The sequence below is a fragment of the Streptomyces sp. NPDC058457 genome, assembly GCF_042720695.1.
Lineage (GTDB): Bacteria > Actinomycetota > Actinomycetes > Streptomycetales > Streptomycetaceae > Streptomyces.
Genome location: NZ_JBHXLU010000188.1, coordinates 1 through 2,513 on the forward strand (window position 1 = coordinate 1; position 2,513 = coordinate 2,513).

1 protein-coding gene is annotated in these 2,513 nt (G+C 68.6%); it reads left to right on the forward strand.

Annotated elements, in window-relative coordinates:
• Nucleotides 1-21: 21 nt before the first annotated feature.
• A partial coding sequence (locus ACFWPS_RS53890) for an amino acid adenylation domain-containing protein (RefSeq protein ID WP_383721897.1) occupies nucleotides 22-2,513 on the forward strand: 2,492 nt, incomplete at its 3' end.

Below are 2,513 nucleotides of genomic sequence, written 5' to 3' on the forward strand. Positions count from 1 at the left end.
CGGCCGGCGGAGCTTGTGGGTATGGAGGAGATGCTCGGGCTGTTCATCAACACGTTGCCGGTGCGGGTGGATCTGGATGCGGCGCAGCGTGTGGGCGAGGCGTTGCAGGGTTTGCAGGCGCGGCAGTCGGCGCTCCTTGACCACCAGCATGTGGGGTTGAGCGAGGTGCAGCGTGCGGCCGGCGCGGGAGCGACGTTCGACACGATGCTGGCGTTCGAGAACTACCCGGGAGATCTGGACGTCCAGCCTTTTGGCGACGGACTGTCGGTCACGCGAACCGAGCTCCGTGAGTCGACCAACTTCGCGGTGGCCTTGGGGGTCACCCCGGCGGACGGCCTTGAGATCCGTCTTGACTACCGGCCCGACCTGTTCGGGCGCCGGGACGCCGAGCGGATGGCCCGCCGCTTGGTCCGCGTCCTGGAACAGGTGGCGGCTGATCCGACAGTGCGGGTCGGGGAGATCGACCTGCTGGACGCCTCCGAGCGCGCCTCCGTTGTGGAGCGGTGGAACGACACGGCCGGACCGGTGGAGTTCGGCACGGTGCTGGAGCGGTTCCGGCGGTGGGTGGTTGGGGCGCCGAATGCGGTGGCGGTGCGGTGTGGGGACCGGTCGTTGACGTATGCCGAGGTGGATGCGTGGTCGGATGCGTTGGCGTGGGGGTTGGTGGCGCGGGGTGTGGGGCGTGAGTCGCGGGTGGGGCTGTGTCTGCCGCGTGGGGTGGAGATGGTGGTGGCTCAGCTTGCCGTGTGGAAGGCGGGCGGGGCGTATGTGCCGCTGGACCCGGAGTATCCGGCGGACCGGCTGGCGTTCATGGTCGCTGACAGCGGCGCGCGGCTCGTGCTGGTGACGGAGGCGACGGCGGATCGGCTGGACGGGGACGTCGTTCTCCTGGACGGTCTTGCCATCGACTCTGGGGAGCCGGTTGATGTGTCGGTGGGGCCGGGTGATCTGGCGTATGTGATTTATACGTCGGGGTCGACGGGGCGGCCGAAGGGGGTGGCGGTGGCTCATGGTTCGGTGGCGAACCTGGCCTCGGCGATGGGTCCGGTGCTGGGGGCTGGTCCTGGTGTGACGTCGTTGCAGTTCGCTTCCTTCAGCTTCGATGCGGCCGTCCTGGATGTCGCCGTGACCTTGGCGGCGGGTGGCACGCTGGCGATCGCCTCGTCCGAGGAGCGGCGGGATCCGTCTGTTTTGGCGGCGATGGTCGAGTCCAGTGGTGTGGGTACGGCGAGTGTGGTGCCGTCGCTGCTGAGTGCGCTGGAGCCGGAGGCCGTTTCTGGTATTGCGAACTGGGTGCTGGGTGCGGAGCGTCTCGAAGCGGGCCTGGCCGCCAGGTGGCGGGCAGCGGCCCGTCTGTGGAACACCTACGGGCCGACCGAAGCGACTGTGATCACCACGGCTGTCCTCCTGGAGGAGGGCATCACGGGTGAGGATGCGCCGCCGGCGATCGGCCGCCCGCTGCCCAACGTCCGGACCTACGTCCTGGACGCGTTCCTGCGTCCCGTCCCGGTCGGCGTGACCGGCGAGTTGTATGTCGCCGGTGCCGGTCTGGCCCGTGGCTACATCAACCGTCCGGATCTGACGGCCGAGCGTTTTGTGGCCTGCCCGTTCGGGTTGGGCGAGCGGATGTATCGCACTGGTGACTTGGCGCGGTGGACGGCGGACGGTGTCCTGGAGTTCGTCGGGCGTGCGGATGAGCAGGTGAAGATCCGTGGGTTCCGGGTCGAGCTCGGGGAGGTCGAGGCCGTCCTCGCCGCCCACACCGACGTGGAGCGGGCTGTGGTGGTGGTGCGTGACGGGCGGCTTGTGGGTTATGTGGTCGGGGACGTGGGTGCGGATGCCGTTCGTGACTATGCGGCGTCCCGGTTGCCGGAGTACATGGTTCCGTCTGTGGTGGTCGTCCTGGATGTTTTGCCGTTGACGGTGAACGGCAAGGTGGACCGTGCTGCCCTGCCCGCGCCCGAGCGGTCGGCGGGTGATGGGCGCGTGCCGACTACTCCTGCCGAGGTCGTTCTGTGTGGGCTGTTCGCCGAGGTGTTGGGGTTGGAGCGGGTGGGGGTCGAGGACGGGTTCTTCGAGCTGGGCGGCGACTCGATCATGTCGATGCAGCTCGCGTCGCGTGCTCGGGCTGCCGGCTGGGTTGTTTCGCCCCGGCAGATCTTCGAGGAGAAGACGCCGGAGCGGCTGGCCCGAGTGGCTGTCATGACCTCAGACACGGCGGGCGAGCGGCGTTCGGACTCCGGTGTCGGTGAGGTTCCGCTGACCCCGGTGATGCGCGAGCTGCTGAACCGGGTCGGCCCGGAGCGGGTGGGCCGGATCGTGCAGCCGGGTGTGCTGACAGTGCCTCCGAGCCTTGACTATGAGGCGCTGATTGGTGCTGTACGAGCCGTGATGGAGCGTCATGAGGTGTTGCGGGCACGCCTGGTGTTCGAGGCGGGAGTACTGGTGGTGCCGGAGGAGTTGACGGTTCCGGTTGAGGTGCTGGTGTCTCGGGTGGACGCGGCTGGAGCGGA